The sequence below is a fragment of the Magnetospirillum sp. ME-1 genome (assembly GCF_002105535.1).
Taxonomy (GTDB): Bacteria; Pseudomonadota; Alphaproteobacteria; order Rhodospirillales; family Magnetospirillaceae; genus Phaeospirillum.
The window spans coordinates 2576346-2597443 of sequence record NZ_CP015848.1; the positions used below are offsets into that span (position 1 = coordinate 2576346).

A 21098-nucleotide genomic window follows, 5' to 3' on the forward strand; every position below is an offset into this window, starting at 1 on the left:
TATGCGCAAGGTTCCCGCCACCATCGTCACCGGCTTTTTGGGGGCCGGCAAGACCACCCTGGTCCGCCATCTGCTGACTCACAACCAAGGCCGGCGCATCGCCCTGATCGTCAACGAATTCGGCGATATCGGCGTGGACGGCGACTTGCTGGCGGCCTGCGGCGTGGCGGGCTGCAAGGAGGACGACATCATCGAGCTGGCCAACGGCTGCCTGTGCTGCACCGTGGCCGACGAGTTCCTGCCCACCATGCAGGCCCTGCTGGACCGGCCCGACCCGCCGGATCACATCGTCATCGAAACGTCCGGCCTGGCTCTGCCCAAGCCCCTGGTCAAGGCCTTCCATTGGCCGGAGATTCGCTCGCGCGTCACCGTGGACGGCGTGGTCGCCGTGGTGGACGCCCCGGCCGCCGCCTCGGGGCGCTTCGCCTCGACGCCGGAAGAGATGGCGCGGCCCGATCACGACAATCCGCTGGAAGAGGTGTTCGAGGACCAGCTGGCCTGCGCCGACCTGATCTTGCTGAACAAGGCCGACCTGATGGACGGGGACACCCTCGCCGCCTTCCGCGCCGAGGTCCAGGCCCGGCTGCGCCCCGGCGTCAAGACCCATCCCACCCGCATGTCGGCCATCGACCCGCTGGTGGTGCTCGGCCTGTCGGCGGCGGCCGAGGAGGATCTGGCGGCGCGGCCCTCCCACCACGATGCCGAGGACGGCCACGATCACGACGATTTCGAAAGCTTCGCGGTCAAGCTGCCCATGGTCGACGACCCGGCCCTGGTCGAGACCCGTGCCGTCGCCGCCATCGAAGCCCACGACATCCTGCGCCTGAAAGGCTTCCTGGCGGTGACCGGAAAACCCGCCCGCCACGTGGTCCAGGCGGTCGGTACGAGGGTGGAACGATACTTCGATCGCCCGTGGAAGGCGGATGAGGAACGTGTCGGCACCCTGGTGGTGATCGGCCGCAAGGGGCTTGACCGCGCGGCCATCGAAGCCGTGCTTCAAGGGCTCTGATGCACCTCCTCGCCGCCCAGCCCGGCACCATCTCCGATGGGACCGAGGCCGTCGATCTCGGCCAGAGCCCCGCCGACATGGTGGTGCTGTCGGCGGCCGATACCGAGCTGGCGGCCCTGGCGGCCGCCTTCGGCGCCTGGAGCGACGCGCCGTTTACCCTGCGGCTGGCCAATCTCACCCGCCTGTCCCACCACATGTCGGTGGACCTCTACATGGAGCAGGTGGTGGCCAGGGCGCGGCTGGTGGTGGTGCGCCTGCTGGGCGGGCGCTCCTACTGGCCCTATGGCGTCGAGCAGATCGTAAGCGTCTGCCGTCGCCTGGAGATTCCCCTCGCCCTGCTGCCCGGCGCCGACCAGCCCGATCCCGATCTTATGGCCGATTCCACCGTGGCGCCCGAGATTGTGGAGCGCCTGTGGGCCTATCTGCTGCATGGCGGGCCGGATAATTGCCGCTGGTTCCTGACCCATGCCGCCGGCCTGATGGGCCACGACGCCCAATGGCTGGAGCCGCGCCCTCTGCCCCAGGCCGGGCTTTACGGCCCCGCCGATCCCCAGGACGAGCGGCCCCGCGCCCTGGTGGTGTTCTACCGCGCTTTGGTACTGGCCGGCGACACCGCCCCCATCGACGCCATGCTGGGGGAACTGCGCCGGCGGGGCATGGCGGCCTCGGCGCTATACGTCCACAGCCTGAAGGATCCGGTGAGCGCCGCGCTGACCCGCACCCTGCTGGCCGAGACGCCGCCCGACGTGATCGTCAACGCCACCGGCTTCGCCGTCTCGTCGCCGGGCAAGGCGGAAAGCGGCCCCTTCGATGCCGCCGATTGCCCGGTGTTGCAGGTGATCCTGGCGTCCGGCACCGAGGAGGCCTGGGCGGCGGGCAATCAGGGCCTGGGGCCGCGCGACATCGCCATGAACGTGGCCCTGCCCGAGGTGGACGGCCGCCTGATCACCCGCGCCGTCTCCTTCAAGCAGGCGCGGCGCGACGAGGCCACCCAGTGCGACCTCGCCACCCACGCCCCCGTCGCCGACCGCGTCGCGTTCGTTTCCGCCCTGGCCGCCAATTGGGCCCGGCTGCGGCGCAAGGACGCAAACGAGCGCCGGATCGCCCTGGTGCTGGCCAATTACCCCAACCGCGACGGCCGCATCGGCAACGGCGTCGGCCTCGACACCCCGGCGGCCACCATCGAGGTGCTGCGCGCCCTGGAAGCGGCCGGCTACCGGGTGGGCGGCATCCCGGAGAGCGGCAACGCCCTGATCGAGCTGATGCAGGCGGGCGCCACCAACGACTGGCGGGCGCTGGCCCATCGGGAGAGGCGGGAGGTCCTGTCGCTGCCCGATTACCTCGCCTGGTTCCACTCCCAGCCTAAGGCCCTGCAGGACAAGGTGAACGCCCGCTGGGGCGCGCCGGAAGCCGACCCCTTCTTCGCCAAGGGCGAGCTGCATTGCGGCGACTTCATCCTGCCCGCCACCCGTTTCGGCTCCGTTACGGTGGCGGTGCAGCCGGCACGCGGCTACAATATCGATCCCGCCAGCTCCTACCACGACCCCGATCTGGTGCCGCCCCACAACTACCTGGCCTTCTACGCCTGGGCGCAGGATTCCTTTAAGGCCGACGCCGTCGTCCACATGGGCAAGCACGGCAACCTGGAATGGCTGCCGGGCAAGGCGCTGGCCCTGTCGTCCCAATGCTTCCCCGAGGCCGCCTTGGGCGCGCTGCCCCACCTCTACCCCTTCATCGTCAACGATCCCGGCGAGGGCACCCAAGCCAAGCGCCGGGCGGCCGCCGTGATCATCGACCACCTGACCCCGCCGCTGACCCGGGCCGAGAGCTATGGCCCGCTGCGCGAGCTGGAGCGGCTGGTGGACGAGTATTACGAGGCGGCGGGCGTCGATCCCCGCCGGCTCAAGGTGCTGCGGCGCGAGATACTCACCCTGTCGGCCGCCGCCGGGCTGGACGAGGATCTGGGCATCACCCGTGACGACGACCCCGACGAGGCCTTGCGCAAGCTCGACAACCACCTGTGCGAGTTGAAGGAGCTGCAGATCCGCGACGGCCTGCACATTTTCGGCGTTTCGCCCACCGGCGACCAGCTGACCGATTTGCTGGTCGCCCTCGCCCGGGTGCCCCGGGGCACCTGCCCGGACGGGGCCTCGCTGCCCCGCGCCCTGGCCGCCGATCTGGGCCTGGACGGTTTCGATCCCCTGGATTGCGTGCCGGGCGAATCCTGGACCGGCCCCCGCCCCGCCGCCCTGGACGGTGCCGATCCCTGGCGCAGCCAGGGCGACGCGGTGGAGCGGCTGGAAGCCTTGTCCCGCGCCCTGATCGCCGGGGAACGCCAGCCCCAGCCCGGCTGGGCGAGGACGATTCCGGTACTGCAATGGATCGAGGGGACTCTGCGGCCCATGGTGGAATCCTGCGGCGCGTCCGAGATCGAAGGGCTGTTGAAGGGCCTGGCCGGGCGTTTCGTCCCCCCCGGTCCCTCCGGCGCGCCCACCAGGGGGCGGCCCGACGTGCTGCCCACCGGGCGCAACTTCTATTCCGTCGACACCCGCGCTGTCCCCACCCCCGCCGCCTGGAGCCTGGGGTGGAAGTCGGCGCAGCTGCTGCTCGAGCGCCACCTGCAGGAGCATGGCGACTGGCCCAGGGCCCTGGCGCTCACCGCCTGGGGCACCTCCAACATGCGCACGGGCGGCGACGACATCGCTCAAGGGTTGGCCCTGATGGGGGCGAAGCCCCGCTGGGACGTGGGCTCCAACCGGGTGGCGGGCTTCGAGATCCTGCCGGCTTCCGTCTTGGACCGCCCCCGAATCGATGTGACGCTCAGGGTGTCGGGCTTCTTCCGCGACGCCTTCCCCGGCCTGATCGATTTGTTCGACTCCGCGGCCCGCGCCGTGGCCGATCTGGATGAGCCCGCCGACATCAACCCGCTGGCGGCCCGCGTCCAGGCCGAGCGCGCCCGGCTCGAAGCCCAAGGCGCCAGCCCGGAACAGGCGGCCCGCCAGGCCGGTTTCCGGGTGTTCGGCTCCATGCCGGGGGCTTACGGGGCCGGGCTGCAGGCCCTGATCGACGAGAAGGGCTGGACCACCCGGGCCGATCTGGCCGAATCCTATATCGCCTGGGGCGGCTGGGCCTATGGCGCGGGGTCGGAGGGCGAAGCCGGCCACACCCTGTTCCGCGACCGCCTCGCCAAGGTCGAGGCAGTGGTGCAGAACCAGGACAACCGCGAGCACGACCTGCTGGATTCCGACGATTACTACCAGTTCGAGGGCGGGTTGGCGGCGGCGGTGGAGACCGCCTCGGGCAAGGCGCCCACCATCTACCACGCCGATCATTCCCGCCCCGAAACACCCCGCATCCGTACGCTCGACGACGAGATCGCCCGGGTGGTGCGCGCTCGGGTGGTCAATCCCAAATGGATCAAGGGCGTGATGCGCCACGGCTACAAGGGCGCCTTCGAGATGGCGGCCGGCGTCGATTACCTGTTCGCCTTCGCCGCCACCACGCGGGCGGTCAAGGATCACCATTTCGATCTGGTGGCCGAGGCCTATCTGGGCGACGAAATGGTGCTGGACTTCCTCAAGGCCAACAATCCCGCCGCCCTGGCCGAGATCCGCGCCCGCCTGAACGAGGCCATCGAGCGCGGCCTGTGGCATCCCAGGCGCAACTCCACTCACCGATTGCTGGAGCCCGACCCGCCATGCTGAGCCCCCGCGCCCTGATCCTCGCCGCCCTGGCCTTCGCCGGCACCGTCGGCGGCTATCTGCTGTCGCGGGGAATGCTTCCCTGGCCCAAGGGGTAAATGTCGTGTCAGATGGAAGAGAGCTTGGCTGGGGCGCCAGGATTCGAACCTGGGAATGCCGGTACCAAAAACCGGTGCCTTACCGCTTGGCGACGCCCCACCAGCGCGGGCCGGCACCATAGCCCGACCCGCGACGAGTTTCAACGCCCCAGCAAGGGGGCGGGAGCCACCCACCAGGCGGGATGGGCGGCGGCCACGCGGGCGGCGGCGGCGCGGGCCTGGGCTTGGCCGCCATAGAGACCGAAACAGGTGGCGCCCGAGCCCGACATGCGGGGCAACAGGCAATCGGCGGTGGCGGCGATGGCGGCCAGCACCTCGCCCACCACCGGTTCGATGAGGATGGCCGGCGGCGTCAGGTCGTTGCGCCGCGCCGCCAGGGCCTGGGCCAGCGCCTGGGCGTCGGAGGGCGCGGCGGTCAGGGGGTCGGCCTCGGAGAACGGGCCGGTACGGGCCTTGAACACCGGCGGCGTGTGCAGCGGCACCATGGGATTGACCAGCAGCAGCCAGGCGGGCGGCAAAGCGGGGGCGGGTTCCAGCACTTCGCCCACCCCCATCATGCGCATGGGCTTGCCCGCCAGGCAGACCGGCACGTCGGCCCCGATGGACAGCGCGAGCGTGTTGAGAGCCTCGGGCGACAGTGACACGTCCCACAGCCGCATCAGACCTTTGAGCGCGGCCGCCGCGTCGGCGGAACCGCCGCCGATGCCAGCGGCCACCGGCAGACGCTTGGTCAGGCGTATGGCGGCGCCCTTGTTCACTCCAGCCGCATCAGCCAGCAGACGGGCGGCCTTGATGACGATGTTCTCGCCCTCGGGAATCTGGCCGGCGGTGGGGCCGGTCACCTCGAGGCGCAGCGTGTCGGCGGGGGCGAAGTCCAGGGTGTCGCCCATTCCGGCGAAGGCCACCAGCGAATCCAGCAGGTGATAGCCGTCGTCGCGCTTGCCGACCACGTGGAGGGTCAGGTTGATCTTGGCCGGGGCCTCGACCGAGAAGCTGGTCATGGTCGTCCTGTCGTCTATTTCTTCGGAGTGGCGGGCAGCCGCCCGGTGGAGATCTTGGCCTTCAGGGGCTCGATCTGCTCGGGCTCGGGGTCGAGGCCCATGGCCCGCTGCCACTGGAAGCGGGCCTCGGTGTCGCGGCCCACCTGCCAGAAGGCGTCGCCCAGATGCTCGTTGATGGTGGGGTCCTCGGGCTTCAGCTCGGAGGCGCGCTCCAGATGCTTCACCGCCGCCTGGAACTCGCCCATGCGGTACAGTGCCCAACCGAGCGAATCGACGATGGCGCCGTCATTGGGGCGCAGCTCCACGGCGCGCTCGATCAGCTTGCGGCCCTTTTCCACGTTGATGCCCTGATCGACCCAGGTATAGCCCAGGTAGTTGAGCACGTCGGGCTGGTCGGGATTGAGGCGCAGCGCCTCGAGCATGTCGGGCTCGGCCTTGTTCCATTGCTTGGCCCGTTCGTAGGCGATGCCGCGGGCATAGAACAGCGACCAGTTGCGCGCCTCCCGGGTCCCGCCGGCGCGGGCCAGGGCGCCGCCATAGGCCTCGGCCGCCTCGCCATAGCGCTTCTGGCGGCGGAGCACGTCGCCCAGCGTCACCAGCGCCTCGTAGGATTCGGGCCATTGGGCCGCCAGGGCCTTCAGCTCGGCGATGGCGGCGTCGGTCTGCTTCAGCTCGTCCAGATTGACCGCCAGCTTCAGCCGCGCGAAGGTTCCCGGCTGGCTGGAGCGGTTCATGGCGCGGTAAACGGCATTCGCCTCCTCCAGCCGTCCCTGCGCCCCCATGGCATCGGCCAGCAGCAGCTGGGCCAGGGGGAAATCGGGCCGGAGGCTGAGCGCCAGGCGCGTGAAGACCAGCGACAGTTCCTGGGCATTGCCCTGGCGCACCAGCGAGGCGGTGTCGAACAGCGCCTCGGCCAGGCCGTCATTGGCGGACTCGACCACGCGGGGCAGATTGGAGCCCGCACCCAGCTGGCGGCTTCCGTCCAGCAGCGAGCGGTCCCCATGCTCGGCGAGATAGCGCTCGTACAGCGCCTTGGCCTCGTCCATGCGTCCGGCCCGCTGGTACCAGGTGCCCGCCGCCTCGACGGTCCGCACGCTGGTCTGGTTGAGCAGCGCCGCCTTGAAATGGGATTCGGCCAGATCGGGGCGTGCGGCGAGGTCGCCCATCAGCCCAGCATGGTATTCCCAGATGGGAGCGAAGCCGGCGGTGTCGGCCCGGGGCGCCAGGGTGGCGAGGCCATCGTCGAACTTGCCCTGTCCGGCCCGGCTCCAGGCGGTGAGCAGGGGGCCGAGAAAGCCGTTGATGCCCTTGGCCGGCAGGGCGGCGAAACGCTTCTCCGCCAGATCATGGCGCCCGGACCGCGCCTCCTGCACGCCCATCACCAGGATGGGCAGCGGGGAATCGTCGTCGATGACCAGCAGGCGCTGGGCGATGGCCCCGGCCTCGTCCAGGCGTCCCTCGGCCAGCAGCAGGGCGAAGCTGCGTTGCTGGATGTCGATGTTGTCGGGGTCGCGCCTTGCGGCGGCGCTGTAATATTCGGCGGCGGCGCGGGTGTCGCCGCGCGCATGGGCGTAGCGCCCGGCGAGATAGGCCCCCAGACCCGTCTCGTTGCCCGCTATGTGCATCTTGCCGTTGCCGGAGGCATCGGGCCGCGGGGCACAGGCCGCCAGACCGGCCCCGACCACCGCCGCCATCACCACAATCCCGAACCGCTTCACGCCCAACACCTTCCCTTGTTCAGGCGAGCCGAAGAACGGCTCGCCTTATCGCCCTCAGTCGCCGGGCGCTGCGCTTGGCTTTCTCGGCATAAGCCGAGGCGGGCCTTGCCCTTGCCGCCCCTTGGGCCGCCTGCGCGGCCCAAGGGGCGGATCAAAGAACTCGGGGCGTCCGCTTCGAACAGACGCCCCGGATACTCTTACATGTTGGGATAGTTCGGTCCACCGCCACCTTCGGGAACCACCCAATTGATATTCTGGGTGGGGTCCTTGATGTCGCAGGTCTTGCAGTGCAGGCAGTTCTGCGCGTTGATCTGCAGGCGGGGATTGGAGCCGTCGTCGTTCCTGACGATCTCGTAGACGCCGGCCGGGCAGTAGCGCTGCTCGGGCGCGTCGTAATGCTCGAGATTGATGGCGATGGGCACCGCCGCGTCGCGGAGCTTCAGGTGGGCCGGCTGGTTCTCCTCGTGGTTGGTGGACGAGATGAACACCGAGCTCAGCTTGTCGAAGCTCACCACCCCGTCGGGCTTGGGATAGTTGATCTTCGGGCATTCCGACGCCTTCTTCAGCGCCAGGTGGTCGGGCTGGTGGTGCAGGGTCCAGGGCATCTTGCCCTTGAACACATAGGTCTCCAGCGCCGAATAGGCGATGCCGCCCCACAGGCCCCAGTGGAAGCTGGGACGGATGTTCCTGACCTCGTGCAATTCCTTCCACAGCCAGGACTGCTTCAGGTGCTCGGGATAGGTGGCCACCTCGTTGGAGCCGCCCTCATGGGCCAGGGCCTCGGCCACCGCCTCGGCCGCCACCATGGCCGACTTCATGGCGGTGTGGGTGCCCTTGATCTTCGGCACATTCAGGAAGCCCGCCGTGTCGCCCACCAGCACGCCGCCGGGGAAGGAGAGCTTGGGGATGGACTGGAAGCCGCCTTCCGACAGGGCGCGCGCGCCGTACGACACCCGGCGGCCACCCTCGAAGATGGGACGGATGGCCGGATGGGTCTTGAAGCGCTGGAACTCGTCGAAGGGCGACAGGTGCGGATTGGCGTAGTCGAGGCCGACCACGAAACCCACCGCCACCTGGTTGTTCTCCAGGTGATAGAGGAACGAGCCGCCATAGGTTTGGGTGTCCAAGGGCCAGCCGACGGTGTGGATGATGGTGCCGGCCTTGTGCTTGGCCGGATCGATCTCCCACAGCTCCTTGATGCCGATGCCGTAGGTCTGGTCCTCGCAATCCTTGCGGAGATCAAAGCGCTCGAACAGCGTCTTGGTGAGGCTGCCGCGGCAGCCTTCGGCGAAGATGGTCTGGCGCGCCCACAGCTCGACGCCGGGCGTGTGGTTGTGGGTGGGCTGGCCGTCCTTAGCAATCCCCATGTCGCCGGTGGCGACGCCCTTGACCGAGCCGTCCTCGTTGTAAAGGACCTCGGCGGCGGCGAAGCCGGCGAAGATCTCCACGCCCAGCGCCTCGGCTTGGGCGCCCAGCCAGCGGGTGAAGTTGCCGAGGCTGACGATGTAATTGCCGTGGTTGTTCATCTGCGGCGGCGTCATCAGGCGGATGGCCTTGGACTCCGTCAGGAACATGAAGCGGTCGTCGGAGGCCGGAGTCAGCAACGGGGCGTCGCGCTCCTTCCAGTCCGGAAACAGCTCGGCCAGCGAGCGGGTCTCGATCACCGCACCCGACAGGATGTGGGCGCCGATCTCGGAGCCCTTCTCCAGAACGCAGACATTGAGGTCGGCGTTGATCTGCTTCAGCCGGATGGCAGCACTCAGGCCCGAAGGCCCGCCGCCCACCACCACGACATCGAATTCCATGGATTCACGTTCCATAACGCTCACAACTCCCCTTGCGCCACCCGTTCCACCGGTCGACGCCCGACACGGACTTGGGTGCCTCTATAGCACAGCGAGTGGGATCGATTCGATTCCTTATGGGGGTGTTTAAGGAAAGAATGTGTCTCAAATATTTCCCCGCGTTTCGCCGGGGCTGCTAAAATCGCCGCCATGACCACACTTTCCGCCGATCTCCACCCCTATGACATCCTGCGCTGGTACCTGGAGGCCGGCGTGGACGAGACCATGGGCGAAGAGCCGGTGGACCGCTACGCCGCCACCCGCCGGGCGGCGGAAAGCCGCGCCGCCGCGCCGCCGCCGCAACCGCAGCAGCGCCACGCGCCGCAGCCCGAACCCGTCCGTACGGCACCCGCCGCCGTCTCCAATTCCCCCCTGCCCGGCACCGCCGCCCATCTGGCCGCCGAATGCCGCGACCTGCAGGCACTGCGCCACGCCATGGAGGGGTTCGAGGGGCTGCCGCTCAAGCAGGCGGCCAGTTCCACCGTGTTCGGCGACGGCAACCCGCAAGCCGCCGTGATGTGCATCGGCGAGGCGCCGGGCCAGGAGGAGGACCGGCGCGGCCTGCCCTTCGTCGGCGCCAGCGGCAAGCTGCTCGACCGCATGCTGGCCTCCATCGGGCTGGACCGCACCACCTGCTACATCACCAACGTGGTGCCCTGGCGCCCGCCGGCCAACCGCAAGCCCACCCCCGACGAGGTGGCGGTGTGCATGCCCTTCCTCACCCGCCATATCGAACTGGTGGACCCCCAGGTGCTGATCCTGCTGGGCGGCGCGTCGGCCTCGGCGGTGCTGGCCAAGGCCGACGGCATCAACCGCCTGCGCGGCCGCTGGTTCGAGTTCAACTCGCCGGGCCTGCCGCGCCCCGTTCCGGCGCTCGCCACCTTCCATCCCGCCTACCTGCTGCGCACCCCCGAAGCCAAGCGCGACGCCTGGCGCGACCTCTTGATGATCCGGCGCAGGATGGATGCGGCGCGGCATTGATTTTCCCAAGTTGCACACGCCCCATAGCGCCCTATATAACGCCGGTGGGCCGAAACTGGTGCGGCCCGGCAATTGATGGATTTCAACCCGGATGGGGATTCCGGGGCGGCTGCCGAACAGGTTTGGGGCCGCCGGGATCTGCCGAACTTAGATGAGGACAGTCATGAGCAAGGTTATCGGCATCGACCTGGGCACCACGAATTCGTGCGTCGCCGTGATGGAAGGCAAGACCGCCAAGGTCATCGAGAACGCCGAGGGCATGCGGACCACCCCGTCCATGACCGCGTTCACCGAATCGGGCGAGCGTCTGGTCGGGCAGCCGGCCAAGCGCCAGGCGGTGACCAATCCCACCAACACCCTGTTCGCCATCAAGCGCCTGATCGGCCGTCGCTTCGACGACCCGATCACCAAGAAGGACATGAACCTGGTCCCCTACCACATCGTGGCGGGCGACAACGGCGACGCCTGGGTGGAATCCCGCGATTCCAAGTACAGCCCCAGCCAGGTGTCGGCCTTCATCCTGCAGAAGATGAAGGAAACCGCCGAGGGCTATCTGGGCGAGAAGGTCACCCAGGCGGTGATCACCGTCCCGGCCTATTTCAACGACGCCCAGCGCCAGGCCACCAAGGACGCCGGCCGCATCGCCGGCCTGGAAGTGCTGCGCATCATCAACGAGCCGACCGCGGCCGCCCTGGCCTACGGCCTGGAGAAGAAGGGCGCCGGCACCATCGCCGTGTATGACCTGGGCGGCGGCACCTTCGACGTATCGGTGCTGGAAATCGGCGACGGCGTGTTCGAGGTGAAGTCCACCAACGGCGACACCTTCCTGGGTGGCGAGGACTTCGACGCCCGTATCATCGACTATCTCGCCGACGAGTTCAAAAAGGAGCAGGGTATCGACCTGCGCAAGGACCGTCTGGCCCTGCAGCGCCTGAAGGAAGCCGCGGAAAAGGCCAAGATCGAGCTGTCGTCCTCCATGCAGACCGAGGTGAACCTGCCGTTCATCACCGCCGATGCCTCGGGACCCAAGCACCTCAACATCAAGCTGACCCGCTCCAAGCTGGAAGCCCTGGTGGAAGACCTGGTCGCCCGCACCATCGAGCCCTGCAAGGCGGCGCTCAAGGACGCTGGCGTCAAGGCCAGCGAGATCGACGAGGTGATCCTGGTGGGCGGCATGACCCGCATGCCGAAGATCCAGGAAGTGGTGAAGGAATTCTTCGGCCGCGAGCCCCACAAGGGCGTCAACCCCGATGAAGTGGTGGCCATCGGCGCCGCCATCCAGGGCGGCGTGCTGAAGGGCGAGGTCAAGGACGTCCTGCTGCTCGACGTCACGCCCCTGTCGCTCGGCATCGAGACCCTGGGCGGCGTGTTCACCCGCCTGATCGACCGCAACACCACCATCCCCACCCGCAAGTCCCAGGTGTTCTCCACCGCCGAGGACAACCAGACCGCCGTGACCATCCGGGTCTTCCAGGGCGAGCGCGAGATGGCCGCCGACAACAAGATCCTCGGCCAGTTCGATCTGGTGGGCATCCCGCCCGCGCCGCGCGGCGTGCCGCAGGTGGAAGTCACCTTCGACATCGACGCCAACGGCCTGGTCAACGTCTCGGCCAAGGACAAGGCCACCGGCAAGGAACAGCAGATTCGCATCCAGGCCTCGGGCGGCCTGTCGGATTCCGACATCGAGAAGATGGTCAAGGAAGCCGAGGCCCATGCCGCCGAGGACAAGAAGCGCAAGGAGCTGATCGAGGCCAAGAACCACGCCGACGGCCTGATCCACACCACCGAGAAGAGCCTGAAGGAATTCGGCGACAAGGCCGGGGCCGAACTCACCGGCGCCATCGAGAAGGACATCGCCGCCCTCAAATCCGCCATGGAAGGCGACGATGTCGAGGCCATCAAGTCCAAGACCGAGACCCTGATGCAGACCTCCATGAAGCTGGGCGAAGCCATGTACAAGGCCCAGGAAGCGGCCGGCGGCGCCGATGCCGGAGCGGCCGGTGGTCAAGGTGCCCAGGGCGGCTCCGCCTCGGGCGACGACAAGGTGGTCGACGCCGACTTCGAGGAAGTCGACGGCGACAAGAAGGGCAAGTAACGGATCCGCACCAGACCCTCTCCCGCATGCGGGAGAGGGAGGGGCCCAAGCCGGAGGCTTGGGAGGGTGAGGGCCGGAACCGGCGGAATGGCGTAATGCCTGTCCCGCCCGCACCGCCCGCACCTTCTCCCGCGAACGGGCGAGGGTTGGGGTAGGAAAGCCATGAGCAAGCAGGATTATTACGAACTTCTGGGCGTCGAGAAGGGCGCTTCCGGGGACGACATCAAGAAGGCCTATCGCAAGCTGGCCATGCAGTTCCACCCGGACCGCAATCCCGGCAACGCCGACGCCGAGCAGAAGTTCAAGGAAATCAACGAAGCCTATGACGTCCTGAAGGACGAGCAGAAGCGCGCCGCCTACGACCGCTTCGGCCATGCCGCCTTCGAACAGGGCGGCGGCGGCCCCGGCGGGTTCGGCGGCGGCGGCTTCGGAGGCTTCGGCGGCGGCGGCTTCTCCGACATCTTCGACGAGATGTTCGGCGAGTTCATGGGCGGCGGACGGCGTGGCCAGGCCTCGGGCCGCGGCGCGGATCTGCGCTACAACATGGACATCAGCCTGGAAGACGCCTTCGCCGGCAAGTCGGCCACCATCAAAGTGCCGTCCAGCGCCCCTTGCGAGGATTGCAAGGGCACCGGCGGCAAGGACGGCGCCCAGCCGGTCACCTGCTCGGGCTGCAACGGCCACGGCAAGGTCCGCCAGCAGCAGGGCTTCTTCACCATCGAACGCACCTGCCCCACCTGCCAGGGCATGGGCAAGATCATCAAGGACCCCTGCCGGTCCTGCGGCGGCTCGGGCCGCACCCGCAAGGAAAAGACCCTGTCGGTCAACATCCCGGCCGGCGTCGAGGACGGCACCCGCATCCGCCTGGCCGGCGAGGGCGAGGCCGGAATGCGCGGCGCGCCTTCGGGCGATCTCTACATCTTCCTGTCCATCGCGGCGCACCGCATCTTCCAGCGCGACGGCGCCAACATCTTCTGCCGCGTGCCCATCCCCATGACCACGGCGGCGCTGGGCGGCACCATCGAGGTGCCCGCCATCGACGGCTCCAAGGCCAAGGTCACCATCCCCGAAGGCACCCAGTCCGGCAACCAGTTCCGCCTGAAGAACAAGGGCATGAGCGTGCTGCGCTCTCCGGCCCGCGGCGACATGTTCATCCAGGCGGTGGTGGAAACCCCCGTCAACCTGACCAAGCGCCAAAAGGAACTGCTCGCCGAATTCAACGAGGCCGGCGAAGGCGAAAAGGCCAAGAACTCTCCCGAGAGCCAGGGCTTCTTCGCCAAGGTCAAGGAACTGTGGGAAGATCTGAAGGAGGGGTGACGCCCCGTCTTCCGTGAGCATGAAATCGAAGGGGGGCTTGCAAGCCCCCCTTCCGCTTCGTGGTCTACAGGCTGTCGCCGAAATCCTTGCGGAACTTGGCGACCAGTTTGGCCTGCCAGCCGCTGGTGGCTTCCAGCTTGCCGAAGAAGAAGCGCAGCATGCTGGGCTCTTCCACGAACTTCAGGCCGCCGATCAGATCGCGGTTCTGGTACAGCCAGACGATGCGGTCCACCGCGTATTTCAGCTGGGACAGGGTGAAGACGCGGCGCGGCACGGCGAGGCGCAGCAATTCCATGTTGGAATAGACCTCGCTGCCGTCCTCGTTGCGCTGTTCCGAGATGGAGCCGCGCTCCATGCCGCGCACGCCGCTGACCAGGTACAGGGCCGAGGCCAGGGCGCCGGCCGGGTATTCGGTCTGGGGCACGTGCGGCAGGAAGGCCATGGCGTCCAGGTGACAGCCCAGGCCGCCGGCCGGGGTGATCACCGGCACGCCCTGGCGGGCCAGGTCGTTGACCATGTATTCGATGAATTGCGGTCCCTGGGAGATCATGTCCTCGTCCATGGTCTCTTCCAGGCCGACGGTCAGGGCCTCGATCTCGCGGATGGACATGCCGCCATAGGTCAGGAAGCCCTCGTACAGGGTGACCAATTCGCGCATCTTCATGAAGGCGTCGCGGCTGTTGGTGCAGATGCCGCCGCCGCGCGCGCAGCCCAGCTTGCGGGCCGAGAAGTAGATGATGTCGGTCAGGCCGGCGATGGCCTTGGTGATGTCGCGCACCGACATGCCCCGGCATTCGGCCTCGCGGTCCTTGATGAAGTGCAGGTTGTCGGCCAGCAGGCTGGCGTCAAACACCAGCAGGATGCCGTTCTTGCGGCACACCCGGCTGACCTCGCGCAGGTTGGCCAGCGAATGGGGCTGGCCGCCGATCAGGTTGGTGCCGGTCTCGATACGGACATAGGCGATCTTGGCCGCGCCATGGGTGCTGATCAGAGTCTGCAGCTTGCCCACGTCCATGTCGCCCTTGAAGGGACACTGGCTGGTGACCTGCAGGCCCTCGTCGATGATGATCTCCTCGACGCTGCCGCCGTTGAGCACGATATGGGCCTTGCTGGTGGTGAAATGATAGTTCATGGGCACGATGCTGCCCGGCGTCACGAACACCCGCGAGATGATGTTCTCGGCGGCGCGGCCCTGATGGACCGGCAGGAAGTATTCCATCTGGAAGATGTCGCGGATCTTGTTTTCCAGCTTGGTGAAGGTCTCGGACCCGGCGTAGCTGTCATCGGCCTCCATCATGGCCGCCTGCTGCTTGTCGCTCATGGCGTTGACGCCGCTGTCGGTCAGCATGTCGAGGAAGATATCGCGATTCTTCAGGAGGAAGGTGTTGTTGCCCGCCTCGCGGATGGCTTCCAGGCGACGCTCGATGGGCGCGAGGCTCAGTTTCTGGACGATGCGGACCTTGTGCATTTCAAGGGGAACGGCCTCCCCGGAATGAAACTTGACCTTGGCCATCAGATGCCCTCCTGCGTTTTATTGTAATTTCAATGCGTGAAAATCACCCCAGGATGCTATCTCGCCAGCCTATCCGTGTAAATTACATCACCATATCTATGGAATGTTGCCGCAAGCCAGGGCCAGGACTCTTTTCACGACAGGCCGCCGCTTCCGGCCCCGATGTCCGGGTCCTTGATCGGTGGCTGGTGCCAAGACGCCACCCGCTCCGTTGCCCCTCCGCCCCTTGTGTGTCATCTTCGGCCGGTTCGGGAGAAGCACCGTGCGGCATCGCCCTCGTGGGGAAAACATCATCCGGTTCGACAGTGTCGGCCTGCGCTACGGGCTTGGACCCGAAGTCTTGCAGGACGTCACCTTCAAACTGCCGGCCGGATCCTTTCACTTCCTGACCGGGCCTTCGGGCGCCGGCAAGTCGTCGTTGCTGCGCCTGATGTATCTGGGCCTGCGCCCGACGCGCGGCCGGGTGGTGCTGTTCGACCGCGACATCGCGGCGACCAAGCGCTACGAGCTGCCGGCGCTGCGCCGCCGCATCGGGGTGGTGTTCCAGGATTTCCGCCTGCTCGACCACATGACGGCCTTGGACAACGTGGCGCTGCCGCTTCGGGTGAGGGGCGTCAAGGAATCCGAGATCCGGCGCCACGTGCCGGAACTGTTGTCCTGGGTGGGGCTGGCCGACCATCTGGGGGCCAAGCCCTCGACGCTGTCGGGCGGGCAGAAGCAGCGCGTCGCCATCGCCCGCGCGGTGATCGGCCGGCCCGATCTGCTGCTGGCCGACGAACCCACCGGCAACGTGGACGACCACATCGCCATGCGGCTGATGTATCTGTTCGAGGAGCTGAACAAGCTGGGCACCACCATCGTGGTGGCCACCCACAACGAGCTGCTGGTGCAGCGCTTCGCCCATCTGCCCCGTCTGCACATCGAGCACGGCATGGTCACCACCCTGCATCAGGAGCCGGCGGCAGACGATCTGGAGGCGGAGTGATGCTGTTTCGGCGCCGCCATTCCGACCTGCCGCTGGCCGGCGACGCCACCTCGCGCTTCCTGCCCTGGCTGGTGGCGCTGATGGTGTTCCTGTCGTCCATGGCGGTGGCGGGCGCCTTCGTCATCGGCGCGGTGATCGAGCGCTGGGACCGCGACGTGTCGGGGACGCTGACCGTGCAGGTGCTGCCGGCCGGCGGCGAGCACGGCGAGGCGGTGACCGAGGAGCGGGTCCACGCCGCCATCGACGTGATGCGCAAGGTGCCGGGCGTGCTGGCGGTCAAGGCCTTCGACAAGAAGCGCACCCTGGCGCTGCTGGAACCCTGGCTGGGCAGCACCGAGATGGTCCAGGACATGCCGCTGCCCCGCCTGATCGACGTCACCATCGACCCGGAATCGCGGCTGGATCTGGCCGAGGTGTCGCTGCGCCTGTCGCGCGCCGTGCCCGGTGCCTCGCTGGACGACCACCGGGTGTGGCTGTCGCGCCTCATCAACCTGTCGCGCACCATGCAATGGCTGGCGGTGGTGGTGGTGCTGCTGATCGGCATGGTGACCTCGGCCACGGTGGTCTACGCCACCCGCACCGGCATGGCGGTGCATCACGGCATCATCGAGGTCCTGCACCTGATCGGCGCCCATGACGATTACATCGCGCGGCAATTCGCCGACCGCGCCTTCGCTCTGGGCATCGCCGGCGGGCTGATGGGCCTGGGCCTGGCGGTGCCGGCCTTAACCGCCATCGGCTGGGCGGCGCGGCGGCTGGAAGGCGGCTTTCTGCCCAGCCTGTCGCTGCCGGTGCTGGGCTATGTGGCCATCGGCCTGCTGCCGCTGCTGGCCGCCCTTCTCGCCATGCTGACGGCGCGCCTCACCGTCCACGGCACCCTGGCCAAGCTGCCATGAGCCGGGCCGCCTTGCGCCGTATCGCCATCGCCGCCATGGTGGCGGCGGGCGCCCTGCTGGGCGGCTGGGGCGGCGGGCTGGTGTGGTTCGCCGCCGATCTGGCCTCCCGGGTCGAGGACGGCGCGACCGCCACCGATGCGGTGGTGGTGCTGACCGGTGGCGCCGACCGGCTGGAGACGGGGCTGGGCCTGCTGGAATCCGGCATGGGCCGCAAGCTGCTGGTCTCGGGCGTGCATCGCGGCGTCGACCTGCCCGAGCTGCTGCGCAAGGCCCATGTGGCCCCGGCCCAGGCCCATTGCTGCATCGCGCTGGGCCATGCCGCCGACGACACGGTGGGCAACGCCGCCGAAACCGCCGCCTGGATGCGCCGCGAGGGGTTCGCCTCGCTGCGGCTGGTGACCGCGGCCTATCACATGCGCCGCGCCCTGCTGGAGTTCCGCCGCGCCATGCCCGAAGCCGTCATCATCGCCCACCCGGTGTTTCCCGACGCCTTCAAGCGGGACCAGTGGTGGCGCTGGCCCGGCACCGCCCACCTGCTGGCGGTGGAATACACCAAGTACCTGGGGGCGCTGGCCCGACCGCTGATCATTCCCAAGAAATCCGAGAGGAAGCCGTGACCCTCGTTCGCTCCGCCCTGTTCATCGTCTTCACCTGGGTCTGGACCCTGGTCCTGTCCCTTCTCTACCTGCCGCTGCTGATGCTGCCGCGCAAGGCCATGCTGCCGGCGGTGAAACTGTGGCTGGGCGGCATGCTGGGCGCGCTGCGCGTCCTGGCCGGGCTGTCGTGGGAGCTGCGGGGTGCCGAGAACCTGCCTTCGGGGCCGTTCATCGTCGCCTCCAAGCACCAGTCGGCCTTCGAGACCTTCGTCTTCCACCTGCTGCTGGGCGACCCGGCCTACATCCTCAAGCGCGAGCTCTTGTGGATACCTTTCTTCGGCTGGTACCTGGGCAAGGCCGGGGTGATCGCCATCGACCGCTCGGCCGGCACCAAGGCGCTGAAGGCCATGGTCAAGGGCGCCGAGGAAGCCGCCGCCAAAGGCCGCCCGGTGATCATCTTCCCCGAAGGCACCCGCGCCGCACCCGGCGCCAAGCTCCCCTATCACACCGGCGTGGCCATGCTGTACGGGGCGCTGAAGGTGCCGGTGGTGCCTATCGCCTTGAATTCCGGGCTTTTCTGGCGCCGGCGCGGCTTCGCCAAGAAGCCCGGCACCCTGACGCTGGAAGCGCTTCCCCCCATCGCCCCGGGCATGGACCGCAAGGCCTTCATGGCCGAGCTGGAGAACCGTATCGAAACCGCAACGGACCGGCTGGTGGCCGAGGCCCGAGAGCGCCAGCCCGGCCTGTAGCCGTCTATGCCCGGCGGGTGGGAACACCCCGCCCGCTGTGGATAAGCCTGTGGATCGGGCTGGGGATCGAATCCATCCCCAGCCGACCGGGGCCGAATTCCGGGGATAAGTGGAATCGCCCTTGAACATCAAGGCGCTATTCCCACATAACCCTGTTGAAACAAAAAAAGAACACATCCATTGATTCTCGCCCCCCGCGAGTCCTAGACTTGGGGGTGGAACGCCCTGTTTGGAAAGAAGGGCCGGGAGGAGAGAGAGCGGGTCGATGACGCAGGTAGCCCCCATTTCCCAGCAGATCTGGGACATGAAGTATCGCTTGAAATCCGCCGACGGCACGGCGCTGGACGGCGCCATCGAGGACACCTGGCGCCGGGTGGCGCGCTCGCTGGCCGCCACCGAGGCCGATTCCGCCCTGTGGGAACAGCGCTTCTTCGAGGCCATGGAGGATTTCAAATTCCTGCCGGCCGGACGGATCATCTCGGGCGCCGGCACCGACCGCAAGGTGACGCTGTTCAACTGCTTCGTCATGGGCGACATCCCCGACGACATGAGCGGCATCTTCGAGCACCTGAAGGAAGCCGCGCTGACCATGCAGCAGGGCGGCGGTATCGGCTACGACTTCTCGACGCTGCGTCCCAAGGGCGCCCCGGTCAAGGGGGTGGGCGCCGACGCCTCGGGGCCGCTGTCCTTCATGGATGTGTGGGACGCCATGTGCCGCACCATCATGAGCGCCGGCTCGCGCCGTGGCGCCATGATGGCCACCATGCGCTGCGACCACCCCGACATCGAGGCCTTCATCGACGCCAAGCGCGAGGCGGGCCGGTTGCGCATGTTCAATCTGTCGGTGCTGGTCACCGACGATTTCATGCGGGCGGTGAAGGAAGACAGCTCCTGGGAACTGACCTTCAAGGGCGTCACCTATAAAAGCCTGCCGGCGCGCGAGCTGTGGAACAAGATCATGCGCGCCACCTACGCCTATGCCGAGCCGGGCGTGATCTTCATCGACCGCATCAACCGGCTGAACAACCTCTCCTACTGCGAGGAGATCCACGCCACCAACCCCTGCGGCGAGCAGCCGCTGCCCGCCTATGGCGTCTGCCTCCTGGGTTCGGTCAACCTGGCCCGGCTGGTGGAGCGTCCGTTCGAGGACGGGGCGAGGCTTGACCTCGCCCGGCTGGATTCCCTGGTGCGCGTCGCGGTGCGCATGATGGACAACGTCATCGACGTGTCCAACTTCCCGCTGGAACAGCACCGCCACGAAGCCCAGTCCAAGCGCCGCATCGGTCTCGGCGTCACCGGGCTGGCCGATGCCCTGATTCTCTGCGGGGCGCGTTATGGCGGGGCCCAGGCCATCCGCCTGACCGAGGCCTGGATGGCGGCCATCCGCCGCTCGGCCTATCTCGCCTCGGCCGAGCTGGCCAAGGAAAAGGGCAGCTTCCCCCTTTACGACGCGGAAAAGTACCTGGCGGGCGAAACCATCCAGTCCCTGGATGCCGACGTCATCGAGGCCATCCGCGCCCACGGCATCCGCAACGCCCTGCTCACCTCCATCGCGCCCACCGGGACTATTTCCCTGTTCGCCGACAACGTCTCGTCGGGGCTCGAGCCGGTCTTCGCCTTCAGCTATACCCGCGGCGTGCTGCAAAAGGACGGCACCCGCAAGGAGGAAGAGGTCAGCGACTACGCCTACCGCCTGTTCCGCCGCCTGCGCGGCGAGAACGCGCCCCTGCCCTCCTATTTCGTCGATGCCATGAGCCTGACGCCGGGCGACCACGTGGTGATGCAGGCGGCCATCCAGAAATACATCGATTCCTCCATCTCCAAGACCATCAACGTGCCGGAGGACATTTCCTTCGAGGCGTTCAAGGACGTCTACACCCAGGCCTACGATCTGGGCTGCAAGGGCTGCACCACCTACCGCCCCAACGACGTCACCGGCTCGGTGCTGGAGGCGCCCAAGAAGGAGCCCAAACCCGAGGCCAATCCGGCCGAGCCCGAACTGCCCCTGGAAAAGACCCGGGTGCGGCATTCCGACCCCTTCGAGGCGGGCGGCGTAGTTCACCTGACCCAGCCGCTGGACCGGCCCGAGGCCCTGCCCGGCTCCACCTTCAAGGTGCGCTGGCCGGATTCCGACCACGCCATGTACATCACCGTCAACGACGTGATCCAGGACGGACGGCGCCGGCCCTTCGAGGTGTTCATCAATTCCAAGAACATGGAGCACTTCGCCTGGACGGTGGCGCTGACCCGCATGATCTCGGCGGTGTTCCGCCGCGGCGGCGACGTGTCCTTCGTGGTCGAGGAGCTGAAGGCGGTGTTCGATCCCCGGGGCGGGCAATGGGTGGGCGGGCGCTACGTGCCTTCGCTGCTGGCCGCCATCGGCGAGGTGATCGAGCGCCACATGATCGCCATCGGCTTCCTGCCCGACCCCAAGGCGGCCCGCGAACCCGTCGAGGCCCGCGAGGAAAAGAAGGTGGTCAACCTGGGCGATTCCCGCCTGCGCCACTGCCCCAAATGCAACCAGCCCGCCTTGCTGCGCTCGGAAGGCTGCGACACCTGCACGTCGTGCGGCTATTCCAAGTGCGGCTGACGTAA

14 protein-coding genes and 1 tRNA gene are annotated in these 21098 nt (G+C 67.8%); 10 read left to right on the forward strand and 5 right to left on the reverse strand.

Annotation, left to right across the window (positions count from 1 at the left end):
- The first annotated feature begins 1 nt into the window (after position 1).
- On the forward strand, positions 2-1009 hold the full coding sequence (gene cobW / locus WV31_RS12220; protein WP_085373819.1) for a cobalamin biosynthesis protein CobW: 1008 nt from the start codon (positions 2-4) through the stop codon (positions 1007-1009).
- Positions 1009-4713 (forward strand): cobaltochelatase subunit CobN, encoded by a 3705-nt coding sequence (cobN, locus tag WV31_RS12225; protein WP_085373820.1) that lies wholly within the window; start codon positions 1009-1011, stop codon positions 4711-4713. Before cobW ends, cobN begins: the two co-directional genes overlap by 1 nt.
- Before the next feature lie 120 nt (positions 4714-4833).
- Here the strand turns inward: cobN and WV31_RS12230 are convergent.
- The 4 genes from WV31_RS12230 to WV31_RS12245 form a co-directional block, all read right to left on the reverse strand.
- Positions 4834-4908 (reverse strand) — tRNA-Gln (locus tag WV31_RS12230).
- A gap of 40 nt (positions 4909-4948) precedes the next feature.
- Positions 4949-5809: a 4-(cytidine 5'-diphospho)-2-C-methyl-D-erythritol kinase gene (locus WV31_RS12235; protein ID WP_085373821.1), complete on the reverse strand. Its 861-nt coding sequence runs from the start codon at positions 5807-5809 to the stop codon at positions 4949-4951.
- Positions 5810-5823: 14 nt separating this feature from the next.
- Positions 5824-7527, reverse strand: coding sequence for a tetratricopeptide repeat protein (locus tag WV31_RS12240; RefSeq protein ID WP_237051280.1), 1704 nt, complete (start codon positions 7525-7527; stop codon positions 5824-5826).
- Positions 7528-7724: 197 nt separating this feature from the next.
- Positions 7725-9347 carry an electron transfer flavoprotein-ubiquinone oxidoreductase gene (locus tag WV31_RS12245; RefSeq protein ID WP_085373822.1) on the reverse strand — a complete coding sequence of 541 codons (1623 nt, stop codon included), beginning with the start codon at positions 9345-9347 and terminating at the stop codon, positions 7725-7727.
- 174 nt (positions 9348-9521) lie between these two features.
- Here WV31_RS12245 and WV31_RS12250 point away from each other — a divergent pair, with 174 nt between their 5' ends.
- The 3 genes from WV31_RS12250 to dnaJ all read left to right on the forward strand — a co-directional run bounded on the left by WV31_RS12250 (position 9522) and on the right by dnaJ (position 13764).
- The gene (locus WV31_RS12250) at positions 9522-10352 is read left to right on the forward strand and encodes a uracil-DNA glycosylase (RefSeq protein WP_237051281.1); all 831 of its coding nucleotides are present in this window, start codon (positions 9522-9524) and stop codon (positions 10350-10352) included.
- A gap of 163 nt (positions 10353-10515) precedes the next feature.
- Positions 10516-12447 carry a molecular chaperone DnaK gene (gene dnaK, locus WV31_RS12255; RefSeq protein ID WP_085373823.1) on the forward strand — a complete coding sequence of 644 codons (1932 nt, stop codon included), beginning with the start codon at positions 10516-10518 and terminating at the stop codon, positions 12445-12447.
- 162 nt (positions 12448-12609) lie between these two features.
- Positions 12610-13764 (forward strand): molecular chaperone DnaJ, encoded by a 1155-nt coding sequence (gene dnaJ, locus WV31_RS12260; RefSeq protein ID WP_085373824.1) that lies wholly within the window; start codon positions 12610-12612, stop codon positions 13762-13764.
- A 64-nt stretch (positions 13765-13828) separates the two neighbouring features.
- Here dnaJ and WV31_RS12265 read toward each other — a convergent pair whose 3' ends face one another.
- Positions 13829-15277, reverse strand: a complete 1449-nt coding sequence (locus WV31_RS12265; protein ID WP_085373825.1) for a tryptophanase — start codon at positions 15275-15277, stop codon at positions 13829-13831.
- 262 nt (positions 15278-15539) lie between these two features.
- Here WV31_RS12265 and ftsE point away from each other — a divergent pair, with 262 nt between their 5' ends.
- The 5 genes from ftsE (at position 15540) to WV31_RS12290 (ending at position 21093) form a co-directional block, all read left to right on the forward strand.
- Positions 15540-16262: a cell division ATP-binding protein FtsE gene (gene ftsE, locus WV31_RS12270; RefSeq protein WP_085373826.1), complete on the forward strand. Its 723-nt coding sequence runs from the start codon at positions 15540-15542 to the stop codon at positions 16260-16262.
- Positions 16262-17158: a cell division protein FtsX gene (locus WV31_RS12275; protein WP_085373827.1), complete on the forward strand. Its 897-nt coding sequence runs from the start codon at positions 16262-16264 to the stop codon at positions 17156-17158. Before ftsE ends, WV31_RS12275 begins: the two co-directional genes overlap by 1 nt.
- Entirely contained in the window at positions 17155-17775 is a 621-nt protein-coding gene (locus tag WV31_RS12280) for a YdcF family protein (protein WP_085373828.1), read from the forward strand. The genes WV31_RS12275 and WV31_RS12280 overlap by 4 nt, the downstream gene beginning before the upstream one ends.
- The gene (locus WV31_RS12285; protein ID WP_085373829.1) at positions 17772-18503 is read left to right on the forward strand and encodes a lysophospholipid acyltransferase family protein; all 732 of its coding nucleotides are present in this window, start codon (positions 17772-17774) and stop codon (positions 18501-18503) included. Before WV31_RS12280 ends, WV31_RS12285 begins: the two co-directional genes overlap by 4 nt.
- Positions 18504-18768: 265 nt before the next feature.
- Positions 18769-21093: an adenosylcobalamin-dependent ribonucleoside-diphosphate reductase gene (locus WV31_RS12290; protein ID WP_085373830.1), complete on the forward strand. Its 2325-nt coding sequence runs from the start codon at positions 18769-18771 to the stop codon at positions 21091-21093.
- Positions 21094-21098: the final 5 nt, after the last annotated feature.